Origin of the sequence: Dolichospermum flos-aquae CCAP 1403/13F (assembly GCF_012516395.1) — a bacterium.
GTDB classification, from domain to species: Bacteria; Cyanobacteriota; Cyanobacteriia; order Cyanobacteriales; family Nostocaceae; genus Dolichospermum; species Dolichospermum lemmermannii.
This window is the reverse complement of sequence record NZ_CP051206.1, coordinates 1,960,640-1,987,214: the sequence shown is the minus strand read 5'-3', so window position 1 is coordinate 1,987,214 and position 26,575 is coordinate 1,960,640. Positions and strand designations below refer to the sequence as shown.

The following is a 26,575-nucleotide window of genomic DNA, read 5'->3' as shown; positions in this document are numbered from 1 at the left end:
CCTCACTTACCTCAAGCTTCCACTAAATATTACGAATTGTTGAGGTTTTTTTTGGGAATTTTTTAACTTTGTTAAATATCCAATAACCCATATCTTTTTTGCAATGCTAATAACTTCATTCTTGCTTCCCCAGCATTATCAGCTAAATCAGCAAATTCCACAAACCGCCGTAATTCCTTCTTTAATAAATTCCGTTCTACTTCAATAGTTTCTCTATCTAAATCTGGCGGTAAAACAATCATATCAAAAATTGTTGCCCGTTCCTTCCCAGGGTGAGGACGCAAAACCCGTCCCCGACGTTGGATAAATTGCCGGGGATTTCCCGAACTTGATAAAATTACTGCGGTTTGAATAGCGGGAATATCCACACCTTCATCTAAACACCGAATTGCGACTAAACCCTGTAATTCTCCACTTTCAAATTGACGACGTAAAATTTCTCTTTCTTCCAAAGAAGTATTTGCTGTGTAGGTACTGACTTTATAACCTAATTCTCCTCCCAAAATTTGAGCAACAGCTTTGAGTTGACGCAGAGAATAACGTTGTCCAATTTCTTGAGAACCATCACTGCAATAAAACAATGTATGGGTAGTTTCTCGACGAGTTGCCATTAACTCTTGTAAGGCTGTTAATTTATTTTCCGCAGTGCCAACTAACCGCGCCCTTTGCATTAATAATGATTTGATATCTTCGTTGTCTTCAAAATCTCCCATTTCTCCCATATCTCGATCTCGATAAAGGAGAGAACGCCCAATTTTTTTGGTTAATTTTAAATAAGCGATACTCTCAGTTTCTGTCAATTCTACCAATACCGGATTATAGATATAATGAACTAATGCACCTTGAGAAATCGCATCCTGTAAACTAAATTCAGGTTGGAGAATATGACCAAAATAATCTAATAAAGATTCTGTACCATCATCGTCAAAATATCTTTCTGGTGTGGCTGATAAAGCTAGACGTAAACCCACATTTCGGGGTAAACTTTCCTCTAGTTTCGGTGCGCCTAAATTATGAGCTTCATCACCAATAATCAACGTTTTCGGCGGAAAATATTTAAGTTGCGTCTGAAAACCATCACCAATTAAAGTCGAGTTAGTGGTAATTATCGTCACGAAATCTTGAGAACCAGAACACAGATTATAGATTTGTGTAGAAAGTTGACTTTGCCAACTGCGTAAATTATCAAAGGCTAAAATCGGCTGTAAGTTAAATTTCTCACATTCTCTGCCCCACTGGGTAACAAGATGACGATAGGGACACACCACCAACAAGACTTGTAAACCAATTTGCTGGTACAATTCGCAAGCGATCGCTAATGCAGTAATAGTTTTACCACTACCAGTAGCCATTTTTAATGTCCCCCGACCATGATTAGCAAACCAGCTAGTCACAGCTTGACGTTGATATCCCCGCAATTGCAGAGATAAAGGCATTTTCGGAAATCCCGGTAATGGTTGCTTAACTTGATAATTGCCCTTTTTCTCCCCCGCATAAGGTAACTTGAGTTTAAAAGTAGGCAATTTCGGTACTGCATTTCGCGTTAGGTACATAAATTGGTAATTGGTAAGAATCAGTAGTTACTTGTTTTTTATTTGCAACTAACAACCGACAACTGACAACTGTACGGGCGAAGCATTTGGAGAACTATTTTTGGCAATGATCGATAATTTATCTTCCAAATGCTTCGCCCCTACCGACAACTGACAACTGACAACTGACATCCTTTAGTTATAATTACGCCAAATACCCACCAAAGAACCTTGCACTTCTACTTGCATAGCCGATACTTCTATGGGATTGTAATTAGGATTTGCAGGTTTGAGAGTAACAAGATCATCATGGCGGTAAAAACGTTTTAAAGTTGTACCGTGTCCTTCCACTCTCGCAGCCACGATAGTCCCATTTTTTAACTGGTTAGGTTCAGCAACAGGACGCAAAAATACCACATCACCATCTGCAATCAAATCTTCAATCATACTATCCCCAGCGACTCTTAAAGCATAGCTTTGAGGTGGTAATGATAAATTAGCCAAATCCAAATGTTCGACGGCATCTGTGAATGGTTCAATCAAACCACCTGCGGCAATAGTTCCTAAAATTGGTACACCTTGTTTAACAGGATGAAGTATCCGCAAAGTTCTCGCCCTACCTAAATTCCAGCCAATGTAACCCTTATTGCGTAAATGTTCCAACCGACTTTGAATGGGTGCTGGAGATTTCAAATTCATCCCTTCCATCATTTGGCGAATCGAGGGAGAATGTTGATTCAACCTGATATATTCAACCAACCATTCGTATAGTTCTTTTTGAGGATCTGTGAGACGTTCCATAATTTTATCGGGAAGTAAATAATAAATGCCCATAGAACATTGGTACTACAAAAATCTTCCCTTAACAAGCTTTTATTAAATATTTATGGTAATTGGTAACTAATAGGGAACAGGGAACAGATAAAAATTTAACCAATTACCCATTACCAATTACCCATTACCAATTACCAATTACCAATATTGTTATTTTGCCCCAAGAATACTTGCAAGTAAAGCTTTTTGAGCGTGGAGACGATTTTCTGCCTGGTCCCAAACCCGTGATTGTGAACCTTCAATTACTTCTTCAGTAATTTCTTCACCACGGTGGGCTGGTAAGCAGTGTAAAACAATTGCTTCTGGATCTGCAAGACTTAATAATTGTTCAGAAATTTGATAAGGTTGAAAAACAGGGAACCGGTTATTTGCCTGTGTTTCTTGTCCCATACTTGCCCAAACATCAGTGTAAAGTACAGATGCACCTTTAGCTGCTGCTTCGGGATCATGGGTTAAAAGAACTTCAGTTTTTTTATTGGCTATTTCTCGAGATTTTTCCACAATTTCCGCATCTGGGGAGTATCCTGACGGAAAAGCTATTCTGATATTCATTCCCACCAAAGCACAACCCAACATCAGGGAATTAGCGACATTATTACCATCACCGACATAGGTTAAAGTTAAACCTGCCAAAGTTCCAAATTTTTCTTGAATGGTGAGTAAATCAGCCAATATTTGACAAGGGTGTTCTAAATCTGTGAGGGCATTAATTACAGGAATTTTCGCATACTTCGCAAAAGTTTCCAACTCCTGTTGAGCAAAGGTGCGAATGGCTAAAACATCCAAATAACGATCTAACACCCTAGCAGTATCCTGGATAGGTTCTCCTCGACTTACCTGAGTGACATGAGGATGAAGATCAATTACCTGTCCCCCCAGTTGATACATTGCGACTGTAAAACTCACTCTAGTGCGTGTTGAAGCTTTGGAGAACAACAAACCCAAAACTTTATTACAATGCAACTTGAGTTTTTCCGACTTTAGTTGAGTAGCCAATTCCAGAAGTTCTTGCAGTTCCCCAGAACTCAGATCCGCTAGACTTAATAAATCTCTGCCTATTAATGCTGCCATGCTTGATTATCTATAAAGAACAAATGTTTCTGCGCCTTTGTATAACCGTGTCACCAGGAATACTCCAATTGCACTGTACCAAATATTTTTGCATCAATCTACAACCTAGCGGCTAGTTTTGCCGATTTTTGGCAATCAGAAAAATATTTTGCTTACCCCCTAGACAAATCATGTCCTCATGTTATAATATGAAATCGGTGAGGCAATCAAAAACCTTCTTACCAAAATCGCCAGCATAGCACAGTGGTAGTGCATCCGACTTGTAATCGGAAGGTCGTAGGTTCAAATCCAACTGCTGGCCCTTATCGAAACCCTTGAGAAATCAGGGGTTTTGTCGTTTCAATGCTCTGTTATATTAACCTTTTGATATTTCTCCATTGTGCCGCAACACTTTAGAATTTAGTGGAAAATGACAGAATAATAGATCAACTTTAGATCAATGAACAGCAAGAAGTGGACATTAGACGAGGTTAACGCAAGATTAAAAGCCGGCAATATCGGTGTAGTGGTTTATCAGCGGGGCGAACTGCTTGCAGCAGTGCTTCGCTATCGCCTCTCACTTCGTGCCACATTTCCGCCAAAACCAGGAATAGACAAGCCACCTTACCAACAGCTTTTATCTTTGGGGATTTACGCCAATCCTGCTGGGTTACAATTTGCTGAATCAGAAGCCAAGAAAGTTGGAGGTTTATTGGCCCAGGGGAAATTTGAGTGGTCTGAATATCCTGTCAAGGAATTAGCAATTACTGAAAATACCACTGACAACGCTAAATTATGGATTGAGAAGTTTGAGGCTGATTACTACAACCGCAAGGGGAAAACTCCTACAACCGAAACCACCTGGAAATCAGATTAGAGAACTCCACAGAATGATTGATCCTATAATGAGAGAAGATAATTTCAGTGTGCAGTTAACCTAATGCGTCCAAAATCTATCATTGAACTAACGGAGAACCTAAAATATCTGTACATAAAAACAGCCAAAAAACTCAAGGGAAGCGATCGAAGACAATTCATGGCAGAAGTAGTTAAAGGATTGGGAATAGGTGGACAGACTTTAGTAGAACGAGAGTTAGGATGGAATAGACGTACCATCAGGAAAGGGATGCAGGAATTGGAGAGTGGTCAGCCGATAATTGATGGTTTTGACCGGAGTGGACGTAAGGGGGTAGAAACAAAATTACCAAACTTATTATTGGATATGAAATCCTTAGTAGATCCACAAAGTCAAACAGACCCCAGTTTTAAGAGTACAAAGTTATATACACGCATGACAGCAAGTGAAGTCCGTCGTCAACTAATTGCACAATATGGTTACACGGAGGAAGAACTACCAACATCTGAAACAATTCGCCGAAAATTGAATGATTTAGGCTATACCTTAATGAGAGTCCTGAAAACTAAACCTATCAAGAAAATTCCCGAAACAGAAGCCATTTTTGAACAAGTCAAGCAGATTAATACTCAAGCTGATCATGACCCTCATACTCTGCGGATATCCATTGATGCAAAGGTGGCAGTCAAGGTGGGAGAATTTGACCGTGGTGGTACAACTCGGATGCCAACAGTCTCATTAGACCACGACTTCCCCACTGAGACAACTCTAATTCCCTATAGTATTTTTATCCCTGAGTACAATGAGTTATTTTTATTTTTCGTTACTTCCAAATTAACTGCTGATTGTATTGTTGACTTACTCGAAAGCTGGTGGCAAACTGTCCAACACCGTTTTACTCACATTCAAAAACTGGTAATTAATCAAGATAATGGACCGGAAAACCATTCTCGTCGGAGTCAGTTTATGAAGCGGATTGTCGATTTTTCCAGATCATCTCAACTGAATTTACAACTCGCCTATTATCCGCCTGATCACAGCAAGTACAACCCAATAGAACGCTGCTTTGGTTGGTTAGAACAACATTGGAATGGTAGTTTACTTGATACTGTTGAAACCGTACTGAATTTTGCTCAAACTCTCACATTTAAGGGTAAAAATCCTGTTGTCAATTTGGTAGACAAGCTTTACTCCTTACTGAGTTAAACTCACAACTTTAGCGATGGCAGAACTTGAAACACAGATTCACCGCCTCCCTAATCTCAAAAAATGGTTTGTGGAAATTTTTACTAAACCAGTATAGTTATTGGATCATCTTTTTTGTGGAGGTCTCTTACGGGAATAAAAGATCCTAGAGTGAAAAGGACTCGATGGCATTTACTCACCGATATTATCACTATTTCCTTGTTGGCAGTCATAGCGGGCGCAGAAGGGTGGGAAGATATTGAGGAATATGGACTAAGTAAAAAATCTCTATCAATTTAATTTCTCTTGTAAAGATGAGCTAATCTCTTTGATTTATAGCTCCATTTTACTATGTCTATAATTTCGTTTTTTACTTTAATTGATTAGTCTAACTTATAATTGTTTCTTGAATATATTCTTTTGCTTATCTGTTGACCTCTCCAGGTAGTGTGCATTCTTATTGCTTCTTATTGAGAATAGATTTTGATGACATTTTTGGTGATTTACTGTTTCTCAAATGCCTTTTTTCACTTTATCTGTTTGTTTTGATGCTTCCTTTGATTTTCATCTCCGTAATTTCCCTCTGTAACATTTTGGGGTGCGGAATGTGGGTTGTAATGACATTCGGGGAACTCTATTTACTATTGCCAAGGATGTGAAAATTCAGGTGGAATTTAATCCTGCTAAAGTCCAAGCATACCGCTTAATTGGCTATGAAAACCGCCTGTTGCAAAACCAAGATTTCAATGATGATAAGAAAGATGCAGGAGAAATTGGGGCTGGTCATTCTGTGACTGCACTGTATGAAATTATTCCTACTGGCACAAAGAGTGATGTGAAACTACTGGCGGTAGATCCTTTGCGGTATCAGCGTTCTGGTGTAACTGCGACCGATACCGCCGATAATGAGATGATGTTGGTGAAACTCCGTTATAAATCACCCCAAGATAGTACCAGTCAATTGATTACTCAGACTATCAAAGATAGTGAATTCAACGCTAATCAAACACCATCGACTAATTTGAGATTTGCGGCGGCGATCGCTACTTTTGGCATGATCCTCCGTGATTCTGAGTACAAAGGGAATGCTAACTATGATTTGGTAATGAAATTAGCAACTCAAGGTCAGGGGGAAGATACGGAGGGTTATCGCGGTGAGTTTATTCGCTTGGTAGAGCAATCTAGGGAGTTAATGACCAGGAAGAGATGGAGATGATTTCGCTTAGACCAGCATTCAACAAAATTGACAATAAGTTAAGTTAATAATGCTAAAAACTCCATAATAATTGCAGCAACTTGTTCTCTAATTTTAGCGTCCAGAATATTCCTATGTCTGGCTGAACGCGACTGCCTCGGTTCCCAAACGTTTTAATACCTGTAATACACTATAAAGCTCATTATCAGGATTTACCAAAGAAAACAGCCGTGAATTAGCATATTTATGTTCCAATACCTTTAAAAATAAAAACTCATTACCATTGGTAATCATGCCAAAGGTTGGTAGCACAGTTTCCTCATTACCCAACATATAAGCCAAAGCTTGAGGAATTGCGCGTGTCACCGCAAAATCACTCCGTTTTGATTCAATTACCAACAACCAAAGCCGATTTTTTAACACCAAAACATCAATCCGCCCCCGAATAATCGTTCCTTCATCCTCCATTTCTAAAGCCACACCCGTTTCTGTTTCAATCCTAAACGGTTTATGATAAAAACCAGCTAAATCTAACAAGGGCGCAAGTACCACCATCTTTACCGTATTTTCTAGCATTGGCGGATCATCCATCAATTCTAAAAAATTAGCCTTCACCCGATCTAATAAATGTTGCTCTTCTTTGTTCAAAGCCTCAAGCCCATCCAACCACTCAGGAAAAAAAGTAGCATCTTGAACGATTTGAATGCCAAAATTTTGCTTTAATTCCCGTAGCGTCACATCCTTGGCTGCAATAGACTGAACCATTTTGATATTTCTCCTGACGAAATTTTAGGCTCAAGTGTACAGAAAAAGCTATTAAGCCTGAAACCTTTGCTCCCGTATTTCTCACGAATTAACATCTAGCTTCCTGGAAGATAGATTTCATGCTGTGCCTGTGGTTGCCTATGAAACTTTTTTTAAGCGGGAATTTGCCCAAATTTCATGTTTAATGATATCAAATTAAACAAATTATTTATGACCCGATTCAAGAGGTAATTGTACAATGGATACCATAGAGTCTTATCGGTATATAATTCAGTCGTTGTTGACAGATTACGCTGCTATCCCCATCGCTAATGGGTCGATAAATTGCTACACTGTTTTTGAGCCGAAACAAGACCATTACCCAGGGTTAGCGCATCTCAAACCCTATTGACAAGGGGATTTATTTGATATGTGGGAGGATGTTCAAGTGACACAACTCAAGGTAAGTTAATATATAACCCATCTAGCCGCTGTATCTAAGTAATGTCAACAGGATTTAAGAAGAAGTGCAAAACCAGAACATCTGTTAATTTTAGGGCAAACAAAGGTCAGTTGTAAATCAAATGAAATCACCGCAATTCCAGCACTATTAGAGACTCTGGACTTATCTGGCTGTATTATCACTATTGATGCAATGGGTACACAAAAATCAATTGCCGAACAAATCATAGCTGGAAATGCTGATTATATTTTAAGCCTAAAAGATAATCATCCCACCCTACATCAACAAGTGAAAAATTGGTTTAAAACAGCACAATCTCTAAACTTTAAGGGTGTTGATGTTAGTATTAGTCAACGGGTGGAAAAAGGACATCACCGCATCGAAAATCGGACAGTTTATACTGTTCCAATTTCACAATTACCAGCACTTTATGAACAAAACCAATGGGCAGGATTAACAACAGTAGTCATGGTAGTTCGTAAGGTTCAGCATTGGAATAAAACTACCCATGAAATTCAATTTTATATTACTAGTCTTGATAGTGATGCTAACAAAATTGGTAGTGCAATTCGACAGCATTGGGGGATTGAAAACTCTGTTCATTGGACATTGGATGTCACTTTCCATGAAGATGAATGTCGAATTCGTTCCATGCACAGTCCACAAAACTTTGCCTTACTACGTCGTATTGCCCTCAATGCCTTAGACAGAGAACCAACTTTTCGTCGCAGTATTCGACAAAAATCACGACGAGCTGCCATGAATGATCAATACATGGTTTCTGTGTTAGCAGCATCCATAGCAAACTATTCTCCTCTACTGTAATTCTTCTGTCAATAGCGTTTGAGATGCGCTAACCCTGCGTTTCTGAAGCTTACAATAAAGCTACAGGCTATCAAAATATTTCCCAAGTTGTTCATTCTCGTCATCGCAGTATTTCTAATTTTATGGTTAATATTATTGCGGTTCGGCTTCGCTCACCGACCACTGGTTTAATTGCTTATACTTGGCAAGATAAAAAACCTTCTTTAAAATTAGATAAACATGAAGTAACTTCTCTACCAGGTTTATTAATTTAATTATTTTCATGCAATTAAATTATGAGTCCAAAATATTCAATTTTGGATTGTTTTCTCTTGTTTATTTATTGTCAACAATCATTGCTAATTGAGAAAAGCCTGATATAATTAGTTTTCAGGATGATTATTTATATCGAACTCAGGTGATTGCGAAATGGCACGTCAATTAGGCGAATTAATTAGTCGCCGAAGACAATTAGTAGAAATGTCTACAGCCGAAAAGAATCGCTGTGACCGCGCTCGTGGTAAAGCCTTGGCAGATATTGAGGTCAATTAACTGCCAAGCAAATCTCTCGTTTAGTTGGTGTTGCACCAATTAATCATGATAGTGGACAACAAAAAATGCTAAAACTTCAAGTCTTTAGCATTGACACTAATAGACTGAGGATTTTGATTTGTCACTGATTGTGCTAATTTGCCATTAGAAAGAACAGCAATGGCACGGGTATATTGGGGATCGCTATTTGTACCAATTAAATTCGGATTAGAAGCTAATTGGCGTTCTTGAGTTTGGGTCAAGTCTAGCTTGATATCGGGGGCAATCCCTTTATGATTGATATCTGTACCATTGGGTGTATAGTAATGGGCAATAGTCACTGCTAAACCTGAACCGTCTCCTAGTTCATGGACTGACTGTACCAAAGCCTTCCCAAAGGTTTGACTACCAACAACTACAGCCCGTTTATTATCCTTGAGTGCGCCGGTGAGGATTTCACTAGCACTGGCGGAATTACCATCAACTAAAATTGCTAAAGGTAGTTTGGTAATGGCTGTCCGATTAGCTTGTGTTTGAGCACTCGATCCTTTGCGGTCTACGGTTTTGACGATATGACCGTCATCTAACCACATCCTGGCAATTTCTATACTCGCATTTAACAAACCACCAGGATTACCCCGCAAATCTAAAACGTAGGAATCAACTTTTTGGTCGTTCAATTTGCGAATGGCTACACGCATTTGATCAGCGGCATGAGAGCTAAACTCTTGTAATCTAATATACCCAACTTTCCGAGCAGCTTCTTGTTTGAGGGTATATCGGACTGTGGGAACTTCTATTGTCACCCTGGTTAATTTAACTTTAAATTTGTTATTTGGTCTTTCTAAATCCAAACTAACAGAAGTACCTATCTGCCCACGAATCAACTTTGAGGCATCTTCCACGCTCATTTTCAGGGTAGATTTACCATCAATTGCGATAATCTCATCACCTGATTTGAGTCCGGCTTTGAGGGCTGGAGAATTTTCTATCGCTTCAATAACCGTGAGGCGTTTGGTTTTTTCGTTAACTTGCATCCGAATCCCAATCCCGGATACTTCCCCAGATGTTTGACTAGTCAAGGATTCATATTGTTTGGGGTTCATAAACCGGGTGTAGGGATCACCTAGTTTCTGTAAAGCTTCGCGGATTGCTACATAAGCCTCGTCTTTAGAAGTATAGTCTTTACTTAATAGGCTTTGTCTGATTGCTTGCCAATCTTGTTGGTTAAATTTTTCATCAACATATTCACGATTCACCAACTGCCAAACTTGGTCAACTAAGGCTTTCGGACTGTCTTGTAAAGCCGCATGAACTGAGCGTGTCAAAGCTTGACCAAATACAGATATAGTAGCAGTTGTGGCGATCGCTCCACCAATCAGGGCAGCTTGGAGCGGTGAGTAACGTTTCACAGATTGGTTCATGTATATTAGCTGAAATAGTTGTGTTTTTGACAGTTTATCAATCAGAATTTTCTGATGTTTGCTAGTTTTTTTATCCTAATAACCTTGATAATTCATCTACCTTTGGTTTTTTGTTAATGATCAGTTAGATATTTTATTTGTCGGTTAACAAATACGGTTAGAGTTGATCAGTTTTTTTTACATAGTAACCCAAGTGTTACACCCTTAGGTAATTGTCATTTGTAAATGCCCAATTATTTCCTTTACCATAGCACTTTCTTGGCTGAGTAGCTGTGATTTGCATCATATAGATAGTTAAAGTTTTATTAATTATTCATGCTTGATAAATATACTATCAACTTAATTCAATTCATTTCCAGGGCAATTTAAAAAATTGTAGCAATTGTTACAAAAATTATTTTGGGAGTTAAATCTGCTCCTGATTTTTTGGCTGGGTTTACCAATATAACGCTAGTACCCCAAGGCGGAAGTCAAAAGTCAAAAGTCAAAAATAATATGGCGTTAGGACTTGCGCGCTGTACAAATTCACGATGATGTCCATGAACATTTCAGCATAGTATATTTCAGGTAAAGTTTGTTGATTTTAACCTAACTTGTGATTTATATACTTTCTATCATAGGCGATCGCCCTCAATCCAGCCACGCAGGTGAGTTTTGTCTGTGTAGACGCGGTTTCTAACCGCCCTGATGCTCTAAAATATGTGGTGCGTCAGATATCAACCATCTGTTTATTTGCAGGATTTATCCAGTCTGACGCACCCTACCAATGTGCTGCTTATTTTTGTGTAAATTAAGGTAGAATATCGGATAAGTGTGCTACTTACCAAGATTATGAGCCTGTGCATCAATCCTAGCTGCTCAAAGCCGCAAAATCCAGATAATCTCCTCTTTTGTGAAACCTGTGGTTCAGGGTTGTTGCTACAAAACCGCTATCGGGTAGTAGTTAGGCTAGATGGTGGTGGTTTTGGTGATACATTTGAAATTAACGAAGTCAGAACCAACAAAGCCAAAGTTCTCAAAGTTTTAACTAATAATAGTCAGAAAGCCATAGAAGCATTTAAACAAGAAGCCGAGGTTTTAAGTCAACTTAATTATCCGAGTATTCCTAAAGTAGAACCAGGCGCTTATTTTGAACATTATTCTCGCAACAGCAAAACCCCAATTCATTGTTTCGTAATGGAAAAGATTGAGGGAGAAAACTTACGTGAGTATATGAAAAAAAATAGTTTGCGTCCCATTGACCAAACCACAGCAATAGAATGGTTGAAAGATTTACTGATTATTTTAGAACAAGTTCATCATAAAAACTTTTTTCATCGAGATATCAAACCATCTAACGTCATGTTGAGGGCTGGAGATACTCAATTAGTATTAATTGATTTTGGTACAGTTAGAGAAGTTACAAACACAGTAATGATTCAGCAAGGTGGAGTTACCGGATTTAATTCTCCCGGTTACACACCTTCGGAACAATTGACTGGTAACGCTGTAATGCAATCTGATTTCTTTGCTTTAGGACGGACATTTGTTTATTTACTCACGGGTAAAGAACCACTTGATCAAGAAATGTATGATTCTTATCATGCGACATTAAATTGGCGTAATTATGCACCGCAAATATCAAAAATGTTGGCAGATTTGCTAGATGAGATGATGCAAACTTTATATAAGGATCGTCCTCAAAATACCCAAGAGATTTTACAAAGGATAGCGAAAATAGAAAAAGCTTTACAACCACCACCACCTCCAAAACCTCAACTACAACCTCAACCTATTAAATATCAACCAAAACCAATTTCTCAGAAGCAGAAAAATACAACTCGTCGAAATTTTATCGAAATAGTGAGTTTAGTTGTTGGAGGTGCAGTTATCGCAGTTGTAGGACATACAAATAAAAATCAAACCTCAACACCAAAAATTACAGCTTCTCTAAATACTCCAAATCCAACACCAGAAAATACAACTTCCCCAAATACTCCAACACCAGAACCAACACCAAAAATTACCACTCCCCCACTCCAAACCTTTAACTTTGAAGTTGTCACCACAGACGCAACTGGAAGCATCACCAATCGCCGCAACGCAAATGCAAAATACTTCACGGAAGACTTAGGAAACGGTGTTTTGTTGGAAATGGTGGAAATCCCAGGGGGAACATTTATGATGGGTTCACCCGCAAATGAAGCACAACGAAATTCAGATGAAAGTCCCCAACACCAAGTAACTGTTCCGAGTTTCTGTATGGGGAAATATGAATTGACACAAGCGCAGTATCAAGCTATTATGGGAAATAATCCTGCTAGATTTAAAGGCGATAAACGTCCTGTTGAACGTGTTAGTTGGGATGATGCAGTTGCATTTTGTGAAAAGTTAAGTCAAAGAACAGGAAAAAAATACAGATTACCCAGTGAAGCAGAATGGGAGTATGCTTGTCGTGCCGGAACTACCACACCATTTTATTTTGGTGAAAGTGTTACCCCTGATTTGGTAAATTATGATGGTAATTATACTTATGTTTCTGCACCCAAAGGTCAATATCGCCAACAAACTACAGATGTAGGAACTTTTCCCCCTAACGTTTTTGGTTTGTACGATATGCACGGTAATGTGTGGGAATGGTGCGAAGATGATTGGCAAGAAAATTATATAAACGCGCCTATAAATGGCAGTGCTTTGATTAATCGAAGCAATATAAAGAGGCTGCGCGGTGGTTCGTGGTACGTCAATCCTGGACTTTGCCGTTCTGCTTATCGCCTCAACCACCTTCTCGACTTCCTCAACGATGTTGGTTTTCGGGTTGTATGTAGTGGTGCGGCGAGGACTTAGTAGCCCTTTACACTCTTGCTCTTTTGCCCTCTTCTCTTTTTTTCTTTTCCCTTCTTAACCCACCGCCGTGAGGCGGAAAATATTTTTCTCCAAAAAGCTGATTTTGGTATCTGGATTCAGTATAGCACACATTTTTCATTTTGTCAGAATCAGGATGTCCAGGATTTGAGGATGTACAGGATTTGAGGATGAAGCAATTCTCATTTTGACAAGAATAAAATAAGGTTAGAATCACGGATTTAGACGGATTGCACTGATTTCACGGATTTTAGTAACTCTTATCATAGCAAACAACCTCATCCGGATCACGGATTTAGACGGATGGCACTGATTTCACGGATTTTAGTTACTTTTAAGTTAAAATAAAAGAAATAGCAAAGTCCTCATCAGTATATGGTTACATCAACACAACCAACAACCCAAACCTTATACGATCAAGATTATTACCTGTGGATAAGAACAACCATTAACCAACTTCGCGCAGGACAATTTTCTGCGATTGATTTAGAGAATTTATTAGAAGAATTGGAAACTATGGGTAGAAGTGAAAAACGAGCAATTGAAAGTTTATTAATTAAGCTGCTTGTACATCTGCTCAAACTCCAATATTGGGATACTGAAAGAGAAAGAAATCAAGGACATTGGCAAGGAGAAATTAGAACATTTCGCAGACAAATTAAAAAGGCTATTAAAGATAGTCCTAGTTTAAAACCTTACATTTTAGAAATATTTGATGAATGTTATCAGGATGCTAGAAAAGAAGCATCAGATCGCTCAGAACTTCCTCTTGACATATTCCCCCTTACCCCAATTGCTTCTTTAGAACAAATCCTAGATGAAACCTGGTTTCAGTGAATATAGCTGCAATCATCAGACAATTAATTAAAACCCAGTTAAAATAAAAGAAATAGCAAAGTCCTCACCAGTATATGGTTACATCAACACAATCAACAACCCAAACCTTATACGATCAAGATTATTACCTATGGATAAGAACAACCATTAACCAACTTCGCGCAGGACAATTTTCCGCGATTGATTTAGAGAATTTATTAGAAGAATTGGAAACTATGGGTAGAAGTGAAAAGCGAGTAATTAAAAGTTTATTAATTAAACTGCTGGAACATCTACTTAAACTCCAATGTTGGGATAGTGAAAGAGAAAGAAATCAAGGACATTGGAAGGGGGAAATTAGGACTTTTCGTATACAAATAAAAGATGAACTTAAAGATAGTCCTAGTTTAAAACCTTACATTTTAGAAATATTTGATCAATGTTATCAAGATGCTAGAAAATTAGTTAGTGACAGATCAGAACTTCCTCTTGACATATTTCCCCTCACCCCCATTGCTTCCTTAGAACAAATCCTAGATGAAAACTGGTTTCCTGAATATAGCCATCCTTAGATCCCCGACTTCTCAAAGAAGTCGGGGATCTTGTAGATCAACTAAAATAGATACTTAACTCACCTGAGTTCGACATAAGATAATTTATGTCGAACTCAGGTTGTAACACTCAAGGTAACATTAGCGACAGAGAACAGGTAATATCTGCACTACAACTAATTCGAGAAGATTTAGTCCGTGCTTTAAAAAGTGAACGGATTTTGCGCGATAATAAAAAACTGCTTGCTAATAACCAAGATTTAGTGGTAAATAACTTAGCTAATCTGCAAACCTTACAAGTTAGTAGTCAAGCTAGTGAATATGCTCAACTTCTTAATCAATCGTTGCAGATTGCCTTAGATGTCCAAGCAGAACTCAGAAAACTCGCAAAGGTGTAATCATAAATTTATTCCCCAAAATTAATGCTTAAACCCTACCAAACTGGAGAACCCTAAATGATATCTAAATTATTGAGTAAAACTCTTTATGAACAAGATTATCCCCAGTGGTTAGAAATTACCTTGCAACAATTAGAGACAAAGGATTTAGAAAATATTGATTGGGAAAATTTAATTGAGGAGATTGCGGCCTTGGGGAATGAACAAAAACACAAATTAGAAAGTTATCTACTGCAACTTCTTAAACATCTGCTATTGTACCAGTATTGGAGTATTCCCGACTGTAAAAATCATTGGGAGGTAGAAATTGATAATTTTCGGGTAGAAATCAGGAAATTAACCAAATCAAAAAACCTCTACAATTATCTGTTAACCGTGCTGGATCAAGTTTATAATCAGGGCAAGCGCATCTTATTTTTAGAATGCTTACTGGACAAAGGTTTTGACGATTGTTAATTTTTGTAACTAAAGGTTGAAACCCTTGCTGGGCATGGATTACAGAATTTAGGTGCGTTTGCCCTGAGTTTATAATGATGCAGCCCGACAAGCAAAGAAAAAAAGTGGTTTAAATTGCTTTCCTCCAATTTGTCCTTACACAATTGACCAAATTTTAGATGTCGAATATCTACCACCATGTCCATATTTATGAATAACCAACCTAAAATAATTGTCCTTGATGATGATCCTACAGGTTCACAAACCGTCCATAGTTGTTTACTATTAATGCGCTGGGACGTAGAAACTTTACGTTTAGGATTAAAAGATGATGCTCCCATTTTCTTTATTTTAACTAATACTCGTTCTCTGACTCCAGAAGCAGCCGCATTTGTAACTAGAGAAGTTTGTCATAACCTCAAACTTGCCTTAGCAGCCGAAAAAATAGAGGATTTTCTCGTAGTTAGTCGTTCTGACTCCACCTTACGCGGACATTATCCTATAGAAACTGATGTTATTGCTGAAGAACTCGGTCCATTTGATGCTCATTTTCTTGTGCCGGCATTTTTTGAAGGGGGAAGAATTACCCGCGATAGTATTCACTATCTAATTATTGATGGTGTTCCCACTCCCGTACATGAAACAGAATTTGCTCGTGATTCTGTCTTTGGATATAATTACAGCTATCTGCCTAAATATGTGGAAGAAAAAACCAAGGGACGGATTAAAGAAGATACTGTTACTAGATTTTTACTCGCAGATATCCGTGCTGGTAGTTTAGAAAGCTTGTTACAACTTGAGAATAATCACTGTGGTGTCGTAGACGGAGAACATCAAGATGATCTTAATATCTTTGCGGTAGATGTATTAACAGCCGCAAGTCGGGGAAAACGGTTTTTATTCCGTTCTGCTGCGAGCATTTTAACAGCTTTGGCTGCCTTACCACCCCAACCCATTGCTGCTGAAAATATGGCAAAATATGTGCGCGGTGGTAAACCTGGTGCAATTATTGTGGGTTCTCACGTTAAAAAGACAACTCAACAGTTAGAATCATTATTACAAGTTGAGGGGACTGTAGGTATTGAAGTTAATGTTGGCAGATTAATTGATGGTGGGGTAAATGAATCTGCTAAACTGCTAACGGAGATTCTCGAAAATGTCAAAGTAGTACATAATGCTGGTAAAACACCAGTAATTTATACTAGTCGGCAGGAATTGGCTTTTAAAGATGTCAAAACTAGGTTAGATTTTGGCAGTACAGTTTCCGCTTTACTTATGGATATTGTCCAGGGTTTACCATCTGATCTAGGATTTCTCATCAGTAAGGGGGGTATTACTTCTAATGATGTTCTCAGTACGGGACTGGCTTTAACTTCAGCCCGATTACTTGGTCAAATTTTAGCAGGCTGTTCAATGGTAATTACACCATCTGATCATCCCCTGTTTCCTAATTTGCCAGTTGTATTGTTTCCCGGTAATGTCGGCAATGCTGATGCTTTGGGAACGGTTTATCAAAGATTGATAGGGAATAGGGAATAGGGAATAGGCAAGAGGCAAGAGGCAAGAGGCAAGAGGCAAGAGTCTTACCAATTACCAATTACCAATTACCAATTACCAATTACCAATTACCAATTACCAATTACCCATTCTCAATCTTTTATGAAAATCTCAAATTTTAGTGTATTTTGGCTAGTGCTGCATGAATTCTGATTCTGCTAAATCTGAGGAAATAAAGGCTGAATTTCCTAATTCAGAATCTATTTCTCATCAGGTTGATCAAGAGGTAAATAATTCTCATTCTGTCGAAAATAATGTAGATGCTGGTAATTCTGCTAAATCTGAGGAAATAAAGGCTGAATTTTCTAAATCAGAATCAGTTTTTCATCAAGTTGATCAAGAGGTAAATAATTCTAACTCTGGCGATATCAATCCAGATTTTGCTGATCATAAAGTAGAATCTGATCCTGTTATCCCTAATTCAGAGTTAAATTCAGTAATTGCCTTTTTAAAAGGTAATTCTGCTGCTGAAAATCCAGAATCTAAGATTCCTAATGGGGGGGAATCTGGTTCGATTTTATCTGATTTACCAAGTGCTGATTTAGAACTACTAGGACAAAAGGTAGATCATAATATTCAAGTTCAGTTAAAAACTGAAGGAGAGCGACTATTATTGATTTTGCCCACGGAATCTCAAGTATCACCATCAGAATTCAATTGGTGGGAAATTTGGCAACAAATGAAACAGCGTCTCAATGCGGGCGATCGCTTACGGAAACCAAATACATCCCTGCATCTAGTAGCAAAAGATAGATTGTTAGATAATAGACAATTGCAAGATTTGGCAGAAACTTTAAATACATACCAAATTCAACTAAAATCTGTAGCTACCAGTCGGAGACAAACAGCGATCGCTGCCTGTACCCTGGGTTATTCCGTCGAACAAATCCAAACCCAAACATCCCTCACATCCGGTATTCAACCGACTCCCAGCGCCCTAGCAGATGCCCTCTATCTGCAAATGACAGTCAGATCAGGTGTAGAAATTCGTCATCCCGGCACAGTCATCATCTTAGGAGATATCAATCCTAGTGGTATCGTCATTGCTGAGGGGGATATTCTCATTTGGGGACGATTGCGGGGAGTTGCCCATGCTGGTGCTGCTGGGAATCGGGAATCGCTGATCATGGCCTTGCAAATGGAACCAACCCAATTGCGAATAGCTGATGCTGTTGCTAGATCCCCAGAAAAAACCCTCACCAGCTTCTTTCCTGAAGTTGCACATATTACACCTGAAGGAATTCGCATTGTTAAAGCCGCTGATTTTTCCCGCAGTCAATTAAGTAGTCGAACCCAATTAGTTACACAAAATCTGATCTAAAATTCTTACTTAGTAAAGAATCTACAGCAGTTTTCAACAGTCAGCAGTAAAACCCCTGCGGTGCAAAGTTTGAACATTAATATTTGTACCCCATTTACCTGCAATATACTGGATATGTAATTAATTTCTGTTAGGTTACTAAATTAGAATCAATCAATAGCTTTAAATATTTTATTGTTGTTCCCTGAACTCTCATAAAGCATTATCATGACCCGCATTATTGTCATTACCTCCGGTAAGGGGGGAGTGGGTAAAACCACAGTTTCAGCTAATTTAGGGATGGCTTTAGCCAAAATAGGCAAACAAGTAGCCTTAATTGATGCAGATTTTGGACTGAGAAATTTAGATTTACTTCTAGGACTAGAAAATCGGATTGTTTATACAGCGGTAGAAGTTTTGGCTAGGGAGTGTCGTCTAGAACAAGCTTTGGTTAAAGATAAACGACAACCTAATTTGGTACTCCTCCCAGCTACCCAACATCGCAATAAAGAATCCGTCACACCTGACCAAATGAAGTTACTAGTAAATGCCCTAGCACAAAAGTACGAATATGTAATGATTGACTGCCCCGCAGGAATTGAAATGGGGTTTAAAAATGCGACTGCACCAGCCAAAGAAGCCCTGATTGTCACCACTCCCGAAATTTCCGCTGTCCGTGATGCTGACCGGGTAGTAGGATTACTCGAAGCCCAAGGTGTCAAAAAGATTAACTTAATAGTTAATAGAATTAGACCGGCAATGGTAGAGGCAAATGATATGATGTCTGTACAGGACGTTCAGGAACTTCTCGCCATTCCCATAATTGGAGTCATCCCCGACGATGAGCGGGTGATTGTCTCTACCAATCGGGGCGAACCTTTAGTATTATCAGACACTCCCTCTTTAGCTGCCACCGCTTTTGAGAATATTGCTCGGAGATTGGAAGGGGAAACTGTCGAATTTCTGGAGCTTGACTCATCTAGTAAAAGCATCTTCTCTCGGTTGAGAAAGATGTTGTGGTCAAAAATTGTTTAATTTACTTGCCAGTGTTTCTGCCTTACACATACCCGCAATGATTCTTGAAATTTTAGAAAAATTTTTTGCTCGTAGTCCCGATAACAGCCGCGATGATGTTAAACGTCGTCTGCAAGTGGTAATATCCCATGACCGTGCGGACTTAGACCCCCAAACTTTAGAAAAAATGCGTCAGGAAATCCTGGAAATCGTTTGTCGCTATGTCGAAATAGAAACAGATGGTTTGGAGTTTTCCCTAGAAAGCAGCCAACGGACCACGGCTTTAATTGCTAATTTACCAATCCGTAGGGTTAAAGAAAGCCTAGATGAAACAGTTCTAGAAAATAGTGATATCCTACTGTAGGGGCGCAGGGTCTGCGCCCTGAATTGTCTTGGATTGGATATTAAAAAGCGAATGGGGGCGTTAATTTGGCCACCGTCCCATGAGGTGACCAATTACGGATAATTCTGACATTAATTTATCAAACAGGTCTGGGGTTAAAGATTGGGGTCCATCCGATAAGGCTTTAGCTGGGTTGGGATGTACTTCTATCATTAGCGAATCTGTACCCGCAGCGATCGCTGCCTTCGCCATAGCAGGAACAAACTCAGACCAACCCACGCCATGACTAGGATCAATCATGATGGGTAAATGCGTCAGTTTCCGCAACACCGGCACAACGGATAAATCTAGGGTATTGCGAGTATATTGACGGTCAAAAGTTCTAATTCCCCGTTCACACAAAATTACATTGGGATTACCCGCCGCTAAAATATACTCAGCCGCCATTAACCAATCTTCAATAGTCGCCGCCATACCCCGTTTTAGCAGGACTGGTTTGGGTTGCGCTCCAACTTTCTTCAACATGGAGAAATTCTGCATATTTCTCGCCCCCACCTGAATCACATCAGCAACTTCGCCAATTTTCTCCAAGTCTTCCGTATCCATTACTTCCGTAATAATCCCCAGTCCGCTGACCTTCCGGGCTGTAGCTAACAATTCCAAAGCACTTTCACCATGACCTTGAAAAGCATAAGGTGAAGTACGAGGTTTATATGCCCCACCGCGTAAAAACTTAGCTCCTGCCGCCTTTACCCGCAGTGCTGTTTCTACAATCATTTCTTCATTTTCCACAGAACAGGGTCCAGCGACAACTACCAAAGGATGATGTTCACCAAACACCACATCACCTTGAGGACTATTCACCACCACTTCAGAAGCTTCTCCATGACGGAATTGGCGACTGGCTCGTTTGTAGGGTACTTCCACTCGTAATACTTGCTCAATCCATTGACTCAATTCTTGAATGCGGGGCGGGTCTAAATCAGCCGTTTCCCCAACCAAAGCAATGACTACTTTATGTTGACCAATAATTTTTTCTGGTGTTAGTCCCCAGCCTGATAATTCTGTGGTAATCCGATTTATTTCTTCCTGTGGGGAACCAACTTTCATGACGATAATCATTTACAAGTTCCTTTTTTAAGTAAATGTTTTATTTGCTTTTGCTGATAACCGATTTGTAGCTTAAGTTGATTTTTCTGGCTCGGTATTTTCGATATTTCTATAAGGTTGTCTCAAAAATTCTTCTCGTGTCATCCATTGTTGGGATGTATGCCGGATGTGATAAATTACAACAGCATCACCTTCAATGCCAAAAAGAATCCGATAGCGTTTGGAATAGAGAAGATATCGGATTTCTTGGCCTACTATTTCCTTTTCTGGTGCAACCGGACAACGGTGAGGCATGGAAGAAAGAGTATCAATTGCAGCAAGTAATCCATTAAACCAATTAGCCCCATTTACAGGAGAATCTTGAGACATCCACAAGTAAAATTCCTCCGCATCTTCTAGTGCTATTGGAGTAATTCTAACGGGGTATTTCATGCTTTAACCGTAATTCTTCTAATGCTTCTACCGCATCTTTTGTCTTTCCAGCAGCAGATTCAGCTATGCCTTGGCGAATTTTTGCGGCTGACCTTGCTAATTCTAACTCATCGAGTAATTCTTGATAAGATGCTGCATCCTGCATGATCACGGATGCTTTACCATTAACGGTGAGAATAATTGGTTTGTGACTTGACTGTATTTGTTCAATGAACTGTCTAGCATTGCGTTGAAAGTCTGAAAGGGGGTAAATTTCCCGTGCATCAAGCATTATTACTTCTCCATGAAATTCTCATGACATTTCATGTTAACTTATTAGTGTAAAAATTTCAAGCACAAAAGAATATCCGATAAAAAGTTTTATTCAATAAGCGATAAAAAGTGGTGGTGTTGACTGAGATACCAGAAGCGATGGCTGCGCCCGCCAAAGGCAACGCTAAATTAACCAATCTCATCGGTAATTAATTCTATCCCATTACTTAATTTTTTACGCTTATATCTATGTTGGGATTAGATTTGGTGGAAGAACCAAGAGTTTATCCTAATAACCGTTTTAATCTTTTGTAAACATCATCATCATTGCGCTTACCAACTAAAATTACTTCCACTAAATCTTGATCTGGAAAGTATTTATAAACAATTCGATATTCACCACTATCTACTCGATAAAAACCCTGATAACCAGATAGTTGTTCACTATCAGTTGGTAAAGGTTCAACATTCAAAGCCAAAACCTTTTTTGCTATTTGCGCTGCTATTTTAGGTTGTAACCCATTGAGGAAATCAAGAACAGTTGCTAAACCATCAAGCCGCGCCATTAGCTAAATGCTCCAATGCAGATGTAAAAGCCTCTGTACCTACCATTTTTGATTGACTCAAAGCAGTTTCAGCATTTTGAACTAACTGCATATCTTCTAATTCTTGCAATCTATTAATTAATTTTTGGTAGCTATCTGCGGAAATAATGACATGACTAGGACGTGATTGTTTAGTTAGTAATACTGGTTCAATAGCGGCTTTGTCAAAAACCTCACCATGTTTATTTCGCGCATCTGTAAGAGTATAGGTTTGCATAGAATGGCTACTTTAGACATTTTGACTATATTTTAGCATAAATATTTTAGCAGTACTCATTGGTGTCAACTTAGGTTACAGATACTTCGACAAGCTCAGTACAAGTGGCTTATTTGTTTGGCTTCCACACCCGCCAGGGAATAAATTCCCTGTCTCATAGCTCAAGTCCGTTAAAACGGACTAATAAATTTTCCTAGTATTTAGTCATCTTTTAGATGACTTTCGCTATTAGCAAGGAACTTGAGTTTCTTGCGGGATGAAGATTTTGCGTTAAGTTGACACCAATGAAGCTCTTGCTTTACCCCTACCTTTAAAATCAAATTGATCTTAATCCTGTTCATCTTTTAATCCTGGACATTATCTCGACTTCGCTCGATAACCACCTGATTCTGACAATGTGTCTAAGAGGTTGTTTGAAAACTTTTTCGTGTGGTATCTGACACCCGCAGATCCCCCTAAATCCCCCTTGAAAAGGGGGACTTTAAGGAATTTAGCCCCCTTTTGTAAGGGGGGTTGGGGGGATCTCGATTAATTCTGATACTTTTCAAACATCCTCTAACTAGCAACTTACGTTATTAGTTTAATACAATACAATAAAATTGCAAAGTAAAATTTCAATTCTGTAATATGATGCAGCAAGATTGCAAATTAATCTAATTTAACTGTTAAATAAAAATTTATCTTTGTAATGCAATACAATAAAACTGCATAGTGATACTCTATTAAAGTTGAGTAAGCTGTTGTTAACGTCGAAACAAACGCCAGGAAAAGATAATGATACGTTTGATTAGTAGCTGTATCGCTGCGGTTTCTATGTCCAGTACAGCTTGACCATAATTAAGGGGTTGTTCTGGTGCTTGTTCAATAGCTGCGAAAGTTCCAGGTAGTCGCTGTTTCAACCATTCCGAAAACTGCTGAGTTTTGTGAGTTAAAGCGTCTCCGATGTTTTCGCCAATTTTTTCTGTGGCTTTGGTAGCGAGTATGGTAGCAAGAGCAATAGCAACAGTTGTGAATGGTTCCATTTGTAATATTGGTTAAGGTATCATTTTTCTCCTCATGATTTATGATACATCTTTTTTGCCAACGCTTCACTACACCTTATATATTCCTCAACGCAGTCCTGTCTGAATTGTGGTTTAATCTATCTGCTATTTTTTTCTAAGTAAGTAGACGAAAATAAATCAAAGTAGATTAAGTAATGTAAAAAATATGGAGATGATTTCGTAGTAAGGGCTTCAGCCCTCAAATAAGGAATAAATTCCTCACTACAAACTTTGAATTATTCAAGCCGTTCTACTTATAACTAAGAGGGTGTTTGAAAAGTTATGGTTGATGTATCAAATATTTTTTACCCCACCCTAACCCTCCCCTTGTAAAGGGGAGGGAACTGGATTTTTATTGTTTCCCCCCTTTACAAGGGGAAAGGGGGGTAGCAATGTGATGAAAATTACGGAATACCACTTTTCAAACATCCTCTAAATTGGAAAATTAAATATTAATAATATCTTCATATATTTCTGCTATTTCTAGAATCAAGCCATTTCAATGGGTCAAAAATATCTGTGGTTAAATATATAAATACAAATGTAGCGCCAGGTATTTTTTGCTGAATATTGGGTATAAACTAGAAAAATACAGTCTTTTAAACTTGAAGTTAAAGTGATATAAATTCCACTTCAAAACTCATTTTCCAAATTACCCCACATTACAGTTATTACCTGGACGCTGCTTGTTAGACGTTCTTTTTCTGGGTATCACGCCAAACTTCGGTCATCCTTCCCCAGTTGGTGCTAAATTCATCAAAACCTAGAAAAGTTCCCGGTGTTTCTTCATCCCAAGAAGCAGAAAGAACACCATAGGTAATTCCCACCACACCTAACCCAAACAATCCCATATTCACCAATAAAACGGCGATAGGCGGAAGTTGGATATCAGCCAAGGTAACTAATAGATAGCTAACTATCAAACTAGTAATCCCTAAGGCTGTGGGAATACCGCAAAAACCAGCCACTCTGCGAATCATTCGCTGGCTGACTACTTCAGGAATCGCCATTTCTTGTTTAGAATAACGACGTTGCTGTTGCGGTTTTTCCTGGGGTGCTTGATTTTTAATGACGGACTTAGTTACAGTCTTAGCGGGTTTGGGACGCTTTTTGTTTGGCTCAAAAGGCAATGGACTACGTTCCGATTCTTCAGCAGCCATAAGAATTAGTTCCTAACCGCGAATACCGAGACGAGTAATTAAAGCTTTATATCTTTCTTGACTACCTGCTTGGATATAAGACAGAAGACTCTTTCTTTGACCAATCATCTTCAACAGTCCTCTGCGGGAGGAATGGTCTTTTTTGTTAGCTTGCAAATGTTGACTGAGCTTGTTAATGCGGTCAGTTAGCATGGCAATTTGAACATCAGCCGAACCGGTGTCGGTTTCATGAACTTGGAAGCCAGAAATTATTTCTTGTTTGCGCTGTTGAGTCAGAGCCATGGTCGCTTAAATTGTGATTGTTTTTAAATTTGTGTAGCAGTTTCCTATAATATCACACCCATCCATTGCTGTGGCAAATTTCTCTAGAACTCTTGACACTCTCAGGGCTTAACAATAGTAATTAAATTAAATCCGTTCATTTTTCAACTTTTCTCTACCGACCAGAGAGAAATTTGACTAGCCATACACTGAGCCAGCCTAAGAGAGCATACACGATAATTGCAATTAGGACATTGACATCAAAAACATTCGCTCCACCACCAGCAACAGGACTAATTAACAAGGTGGAAAATGGCGCAATGAAGGGAGCAGAAAGATTGTAAATAAACTGGGCAAAAGTATTTTGCGTATTTGCCCCGGAAAAACGCAGAAAGAAGCGTAACATCAGCAGGATTTCCAGCATTCCCACTAGCAGGTAAATGCTATTGATAATCCAGGCAAATATAGATCTCCGTTTGCCAGATTCAAGTCGTCCCTCTTCCTGTTGCAGTCGGAAACTTTCTTCTTCACTGCGAAGTTCTTGCCTTCGCTCAGAATTGCTTCGTTCATGAGGATTTCTATTCATAAGTTTGGGATTTTTATTAATATGGCTATAACTTCAGTGCTTGTATTCAAACCTCAGATACAGCCTTGCATCCTCAAAAATTAGACTATGCGGCGACCAATTAGTAAATTGTAAACTATTCCAATTAGAGCTAAAACTAAAAGCAGATGAATTAAGCTTCCTCCGACATGAATTGAGAACCCTAACAGCCAGAGGACAAAGAGGACAACAGCAGCCGTCCAAATTAGATTAATCATATTTCCCTTTTATATAGTGTGTTACTACAGAAGTCTTTGGTTATGCAAATATCTTATCTGAACATGATTCAATCTCAATCCTCAAGAAGAGATAGTCCAACAGAAAGAGAACAAATTTGATCATCAGCACTCTTTTTTTGGCGAAGATATTGAGGAGAGAGACGGTGTTTTTGCTGCTGTTGCTAAATCTTGAATCGAATCTAATATTACTCCGGTGATTTGAGAGCTTGATCTAAAACTTGTCTAGCTTGTTCTGCTTTTCCCCTCGCTTCCTGGTAACGCAGATTAGCTTGAGCAAAATTTTTGAGAACTTTAAAACCTTCTTTAAGATGGGTTATTTCTTCCTCGGTGACAGATTTATCGGAAAACAGCACATCAATGGCTTGACGAATTTCTAAGGCTTCAGTGCGTGATTCTTGGACTTTTAACTTCAGGGAAGCTAAATTACTGAGAATTTGCACTGCTTGGGTAATTTCGTCTTCACGACTAGAAGTATCTGTAGTTGGTTCTTTCACCTCAATTAATTGTTGCGGACCAAATCCCTCTTCTAGTTCCGTTGGTAATTCACCAGCCTCCATGAGTTCCATTAGTTGATCCATGGCTTTATCACGGGCTTTAGCGGAATCTTTACCAGGAACAATCAGGATAAGTTCCGGGCTTTGAGCGAGACTGTACTGAACCATAGGTGTATATATAAATCCTAGCTAATTTGTGAAAAGTATGATTGCAATTAAGAATTGCAAAGAAAAGAAATTTTAGTTCAATTATACTGAATAAAGGTAAACCAAAATATAACA

At 38.8% G+C, this 26,575-nt stretch carries 29 protein-coding genes, 1 tRNA gene and 6 pseudogenes; 19 read left to right on the top strand and 17 right to left on the bottom strand.

From position 1 onward, the window contains the following. Positions 1-71: 71 nt before the first annotated feature. The 4 genes from HGD76_RS09690 to argF form a co-directional block, all read right to left on the bottom strand. On the bottom strand, positions 72-1,553 hold the full coding sequence (locus HGD76_RS09690; RefSeq protein WP_168695646.1) for a DNA phosphorothioation system restriction enzyme: 1,482 nt from the start codon (positions 1,551-1,553) through the stop codon (positions 72-74). A gap of 48 nt (positions 1,554-1,601) precedes the next feature. Then, the gene (locus tag HGD76_RS25835) at positions 1,602-1,724 is read right to left on the bottom strand and encodes a hypothetical protein (protein WP_267904353.1); all 123 of its coding nucleotides are present in this window, start codon (positions 1,722-1,724) and stop codon (positions 1,602-1,604) included. A gap of 3 nt (positions 1,725-1,727) precedes the next feature. Continuing rightward, positions 1,728-2,333, bottom strand: a complete 606-nt coding sequence (lexA, locus tag HGD76_RS09685; protein WP_015080837.1) for a transcriptional repressor LexA — start codon at positions 2,331-2,333, stop codon at positions 1,728-1,730. A 183-nt stretch (positions 2,334-2,516) separates the two neighbouring features. After that, positions 2,517-3,437, bottom strand: a complete 921-nt coding sequence (gene argF / locus HGD76_RS09680; RefSeq protein ID WP_015080838.1) for an ornithine carbamoyltransferase — start codon at positions 3,435-3,437, stop codon at positions 2,517-2,519. Positions 3,438-3,666: 229 nt separating this feature from the next. Here argF and HGD76_RS09675 point away from each other — a divergent pair. The 5 genes and pseudogenes from HGD76_RS09675 to HGD76_RS09655 all read left to right on the top strand — a co-directional run bounded on the left by HGD76_RS09675 (position 3,667) and on the right by HGD76_RS09655 (position 6,673). Then, positions 3,667-3,738: transfer RNA gene (locus tag HGD76_RS09675), tRNA-Thr, on the top strand. Positions 3,739-3,876: 138 nt separating this feature from the next. Beyond that, on the top strand, positions 3,877-4,293 hold the full coding sequence (locus tag HGD76_RS09670; RefSeq protein WP_210967761.1) for a hypothetical protein: 417 nt from the start codon (positions 3,877-3,879) through the stop codon (positions 4,291-4,293). An 81-nt stretch (positions 4,294-4,374) separates the two neighbouring features. Continuing rightward, a protein-coding gene (locus HGD76_RS09665; RefSeq protein WP_407644812.1) for an ISAzo13 family transposase occupies positions 4,375-5,575 on the top strand; the annotation gives its coding sequence in 2 pieces (ribosomal slippage) (positions 4,375-5,472 and positions 5,474-5,575; 1,200 coding nt in all). Continuing rightward, positions 5,572-5,742, top strand: a pseudogene (locus HGD76_RS09660) (transposase family protein); the annotation flags it as partial. The gene HGD76_RS09665 and the pseudogene HGD76_RS09660, both read left to right, overlap by 4 nt. Positions 5,743-6,064: 322 nt before the next feature. After that, the gene (locus HGD76_RS09655; RefSeq protein ID WP_233467154.1) at positions 6,065-6,673 is read left to right on the top strand and encodes a YfbK domain-containing protein; all 609 of its coding nucleotides are present in this window, start codon (positions 6,065-6,067) and stop codon (positions 6,671-6,673) included. Between the two features lie 111 nt (positions 6,674-6,784). Here HGD76_RS09655 and HGD76_RS09650 read toward each other — a convergent pair whose 3' ends face one another. Then, on the bottom strand, positions 6,785-7,417 hold the full coding sequence (locus HGD76_RS09650) for a type I restriction enzyme HsdR N-terminal domain-containing protein (protein WP_168695645.1): 633 nt from the start codon (positions 7,415-7,417) through the stop codon (positions 6,785-6,787). Between the two features lie 238 nt (positions 7,418-7,655). On the opposite strand from HGD76_RS09650, the gene HGD76_RS26250 reads away from it, so the two are divergent. The 4 genes and pseudogenes from HGD76_RS26250 to HGD76_RS24860 form a co-directional block, all read left to right on the top strand. Further along, positions 7,656-7,808, top strand: coding sequence for an element excision factor XisI family protein (locus HGD76_RS26250; protein ID WP_407644802.1), 153 nt, complete (start codon positions 7,656-7,658; stop codon positions 7,806-7,808). Between the two features lie 135 nt (positions 7,809-7,943). Further along, a pseudogene (locus HGD76_RS09635) lies at positions 7,944-8,684 on the top strand (ISAs1 family transposase); the annotation flags it as partial. Between the two features lie 71 nt (positions 8,685-8,755). Next, positions 8,756-8,938: pseudogene (locus tag HGD76_RS25310) on the top strand (hypothetical protein); the annotation flags it as partial. A 157-nt stretch (positions 8,939-9,095) separates the two neighbouring features. Beyond that, a pseudogene (locus tag HGD76_RS24860) lies at positions 9,096-9,280 on the top strand (IS110 family transposase); the annotation flags it as partial. Positions 9,281-9,283: 3 nt separating this feature from the next. Here HGD76_RS24860 and ctpB read toward each other — a convergent pair. Further along, complete coding sequence (gene ctpB / locus HGD76_RS09625) at positions 9,284-10,618, bottom strand: carboxyl-terminal processing protease CtpB (RefSeq protein WP_168695644.1); 1,335 nt, start codon at positions 10,616-10,618, stop codon at positions 9,284-9,286. 831 nt (positions 10,619-11,449) lie between these two features. Here ctpB and HGD76_RS09620 point away from each other — a divergent pair. From HGD76_RS09620 to minE, 10 genes and pseudogenes are all read left to right on the top strand, one after another. After that, on the top strand, positions 11,450-13,444 hold the full coding sequence (locus tag HGD76_RS09620; RefSeq protein ID WP_168695643.1) for a bifunctional serine/threonine-protein kinase/formylglycine-generating enzyme family protein: 1,995 nt from the start codon (positions 11,450-11,452) through the stop codon (positions 13,442-13,444). 393 nt (positions 13,445-13,837) lie between these two features. Then, positions 13,838-14,299, top strand: a complete 462-nt coding sequence (locus HGD76_RS09615) for a DUF29 domain-containing protein (RefSeq protein ID WP_168695642.1) — start codon at positions 13,838-13,840, stop codon at positions 14,297-14,299. A gap of 74 nt (positions 14,300-14,373) precedes the next feature. Further along, entirely contained in the window at positions 14,374-14,850 is a 477-nt protein-coding gene (locus HGD76_RS09610; RefSeq protein WP_168695641.1) for a DUF29 domain-containing protein, read from the top strand. A 104-nt stretch (positions 14,851-14,954) separates the two neighbouring features. After that, positions 14,955-15,227: pseudogene (locus HGD76_RS09605) on the top strand (hypothetical protein); the annotation flags it as partial. A 57-nt stretch (positions 15,228-15,284) separates the two neighbouring features. Beyond that, entirely contained in the window at positions 15,285-15,683 is a 399-nt protein-coding gene (locus HGD76_RS09600; protein ID WP_168695640.1) for a DUF29 domain-containing protein, read from the top strand. 109 nt (positions 15,684-15,792) lie between these two features. Continuing rightward, positions 15,793-15,876: pseudogene (locus HGD76_RS26245) on the top strand (DUF29 domain-containing protein); the annotation flags it as partial. Next, positions 15,873-17,201, top strand: coding sequence for a four-carbon acid sugar kinase family protein (locus tag HGD76_RS09590; RefSeq protein ID WP_168695639.1), 1,329 nt, complete (start codon positions 15,873-15,875; stop codon positions 17,199-17,201). The pseudogene HGD76_RS26245 and the gene HGD76_RS09590, both read left to right, overlap by 4 nt. A gap of 160 nt (positions 17,202-17,361) precedes the next feature. Continuing rightward, a complete protein-coding gene (minC, locus tag HGD76_RS09585) occupies positions 17,362-18,540 on the top strand; it encodes a septum site-determining protein MinC (RefSeq protein WP_210967760.1) in 1,179 nt (392 codons plus the stop codon). A 207-nt stretch (positions 18,541-18,747) separates the two neighbouring features. Continuing rightward, entirely contained in the window at positions 18,748-19,554 is an 807-nt protein-coding gene (minD, locus tag HGD76_RS09580) for a septum site-determining protein MinD (protein WP_015079597.1), read from the top strand. 37 nt (positions 19,555-19,591) lie between these two features. Further along, the gene (minE, locus tag HGD76_RS09575) at positions 19,592-19,897 is read left to right on the top strand and encodes a cell division topological specificity factor MinE (RefSeq protein ID WP_015079598.1); all 306 of its coding nucleotides are present in this window, start codon (positions 19,592-19,594) and stop codon (positions 19,895-19,897) included. A gap of 60 nt (positions 19,898-19,957) precedes the next feature. Here minE and aroF read toward each other — a convergent pair whose 3' ends face one another. From aroF to HGD76_RS09520, 11 genes are all read right to left on the bottom strand, one after another. Next, positions 19,958-20,998, bottom strand: coding sequence for a 3-deoxy-7-phosphoheptulonate synthase (gene aroF / locus HGD76_RS09570; protein WP_168695638.1), 1,041 nt, complete (start codon positions 20,996-20,998; stop codon positions 19,958-19,960). Between the two features lie 60 nt (positions 20,999-21,058). Further along, a complete protein-coding gene (locus tag HGD76_RS09565) occupies positions 21,059-21,418 on the bottom strand; it encodes a type II toxin-antitoxin system RelE/ParE family toxin (RefSeq protein WP_148762267.1) in 360 nt (119 codons plus the stop codon). Then, positions 21,402-21,689, bottom strand: a complete 288-nt coding sequence (locus HGD76_RS09560; RefSeq protein WP_148762264.1) for a type II toxin-antitoxin system Phd/YefM family antitoxin — start codon at positions 21,687-21,689, stop codon at positions 21,402-21,404. Before HGD76_RS09560 ends, HGD76_RS09565 begins: the two co-directional genes overlap by 17 nt. A 265-nt stretch (positions 21,690-21,954) precedes the next feature. Beyond that, complete coding sequence (locus HGD76_RS09555) at positions 21,955-22,236, bottom strand: type II toxin-antitoxin system RelE family toxin (RefSeq protein WP_148762262.1); 282 nt, start codon at positions 22,234-22,236, stop codon at positions 21,955-21,957. After that, positions 22,223-22,492: a type II toxin-antitoxin system Phd/YefM family antitoxin gene (locus HGD76_RS09550; RefSeq protein WP_148762260.1), complete on the bottom strand. Its 270-nt coding sequence runs from the start codon at positions 22,490-22,492 to the stop codon at positions 22,223-22,225. Before HGD76_RS09550 ends, HGD76_RS09555 begins: the two co-directional genes overlap by 14 nt. 743 nt (positions 22,493-23,235) lie before the next feature. Continuing rightward, positions 23,236-23,514 (bottom strand): hypothetical protein, encoded by a 279-nt coding sequence (locus tag HGD76_RS09545; protein WP_210967759.1) that lies wholly within the window; start codon positions 23,512-23,514, stop codon positions 23,236-23,238. 710 nt (positions 23,515-24,224) lie between these two features. Further along, positions 24,225-24,695 (bottom strand): PAM68 family protein, encoded by a 471-nt coding sequence (locus HGD76_RS09540; RefSeq protein ID WP_148762255.1) that lies wholly within the window; start codon positions 24,693-24,695, stop codon positions 24,225-24,227. Positions 24,696-24,707: 12 nt separating this feature from the next. Continuing rightward, positions 24,708-24,977 (bottom strand): 30S ribosomal protein S15, encoded by a 270-nt coding sequence (rpsO, locus tag HGD76_RS09535; protein WP_148762253.1) that lies wholly within the window; start codon positions 24,975-24,977, stop codon positions 24,708-24,710. A gap of 154 nt (positions 24,978-25,131) precedes the next feature. After that, entirely contained in the window at positions 25,132-25,542 is a 411-nt protein-coding gene (locus HGD76_RS09530; RefSeq protein WP_148762251.1) for a YggT family protein, read from the bottom strand. A gap of 80 nt (positions 25,543-25,622) precedes the next feature. Next, positions 25,623-25,778: a lmo0937 family membrane protein gene (locus tag HGD76_RS09525; RefSeq protein WP_168695637.1), complete on the bottom strand. Its 156-nt coding sequence runs from the start codon at positions 25,776-25,778 to the stop codon at positions 25,623-25,625. A gap of 206 nt (positions 25,779-25,984) precedes the next feature. Beyond that, positions 25,985-26,461 (bottom strand): hypothetical protein, encoded by a 477-nt coding sequence (locus HGD76_RS09520; protein WP_015079608.1) that lies wholly within the window; start codon positions 26,459-26,461, stop codon positions 25,985-25,987. Positions 26,462-26,575 lie beyond the last annotated feature (114 nt).